This is a genomic window from Desulfobulbus rhabdoformis, from assembly GCF_016919065.1.
In the GTDB taxonomy this organism is placed as follows: Bacteria; Desulfobacterota; Desulfobulbia; order Desulfobulbales; family Desulfobulbaceae; genus Desulfobulbus; species Desulfobulbus rhabdoformis.
Window position 1 is genome coordinate 1 of record NZ_JAFFQA010000116.1, and the last position, 1,622, is coordinate 1,622.

Below are 1,622 nucleotides of genomic sequence, written 5' to 3' on the forward strand. Positions count from 1 at the left end.
GAGTTAGCGATTTTCGCCTTTTTGTAAGAAAAACAGTAACTTACAAGGAGGCGTCATGGCGAATCAAATTACAACCATCGTAAAAACACGCAAGAGAGATATCGCACGGATGGAAAAGATTACCATACGTAAACATTTGAATAGCGATGCTCTTATCACGACCATGAAAAACGGCTTTGACAAAATTCAAGACCACCGTCCAGGCAATGTTCAGCATTCCCTTGGGGATACAATCATGGCAGGCTTCGCCATGTTTTCTCTCAAAGATCCCTCTTTACTTGCCTTTGATGAGCGGAGAATGACAGCGCCGCATAATCTCATGACCATATATGGCATGGGAAGCATACCCTGCGATACATCCATGCGTGAAATATTAGACGACGTCGACCCCAATGACCTCAGACCATTGTTCAAAGATGCATTCAGGCAGCTGCAACGAGGTAAAATGCTCGAACAGATGGTTTTTATGCAGGACAGTTATCTTCTTAATCTCGACGGAACTGGATACTTTTCTTCAAATAAGCTCTATAGCGATGCATGCATGGAAAAAATCCATAAGAACGGCAAACGTACCTATTACCTGCAAGCGGTTGGAGCTGCCATTGTTCATCCCAATTTTAAAGAGGTCATCCCCCTGTGCCCCGAAGTAATCCGGAAACAGGACGGCCAGACAAAGATGGACTGTGAACGCAACGCCATCAAACGATTCCTGGAAAAATTTCGTCAAGATCATCCGCATCTCAAGGTTATTATTAACGAAGACGCTCTGAGCTCCAATGCGCCACATATTGACGACCTTGAGCAGTATGCCTGTCATTACATCCTCGGCGTCAAAGAGGGAGACCATAAATTTCTCTTTCAGCACGTCGACCGTGCGGCCGAAACCGGAGAGGCGATCGAACTGGTTGTTGCTGATAAGGACAAAAAAGAGAGCCTGCATTATTTTCGCATCGTCTATGACGCCCCGCTCAACAAATCTAACCAGGAACGTCGAGTCACCTTTGTCGAGTACTGGGAGGAGAATACAAAAACAGGAAAAATTCAGCGTTTCAGCTGGGTTACCGACCTAGATGTCACAGAAGATAATGTGTATCTGTTCATGCGGGGAGCCCGAGCCCGCTGGAAAATAGAAAACGAGACCTTCAATACACTGAAGAACCAAGGGTACCATTTTGGCCACAATTACGGTTTGGGCAAGAAGCACTTGTCAGAGGTGTTCATCTTCTTGACTATGTTAGCTTTTTTAGTTGACCAGATCCTGCAGTTGTGTTGCCCTCTTTTCAATGCTGCATGGAAGGAATGGAAAAGCAAACGATCCTTGTGGGAGAAGGTACGGAGCAAATTCCATGAATTTAGCATCCAGACAATGGAGGAGCTTTATCGATCCCTGCTGGAGCATAAGCAAGTTCCGCTATCGAGGTAACGGGGCACTTAAATTTTCAAAGATCAGGTTTCTTGTCTGAAAATTGCGGGCAAGAACGGATGGATAAGTGCGCCTAAAAAATACGCTTTTTCGTCAATAATCCCTGAAATTATCCGATTGCTTCTGTTGCCGCATGCCCGTCATGAATTTGAGGCGATTTACACACTACAAAGCCGCTTCTTGTGCCATTAGAGTGGGG

1 protein-coding gene is annotated in these 1,622 nt (G+C 45.4%); it reads left to right on the plus strand.

Annotated features, from left to right (window positions below):
• The first annotated feature begins 55 nt into the window (after window positions 1-55).
• Window positions 56-1,423, plus strand: coding sequence for a transposase (locus JWJ90_RS22620; protein WP_205229480.1), 1,368 nt, complete (start codon window positions 56-58; stop codon window positions 1,421-1,423).
• Window positions 1,424-1,622: the final 199 nt, after the last annotated feature.

Coding starts and splice junctions, on each gene's coding strand:
- JWJ90_RS22620 (WP_205229480.1), top strand. CDS start 56: ATGGCGAATCAAATTACAACCATCGTAAAAACACGCAAGAGAGATATC.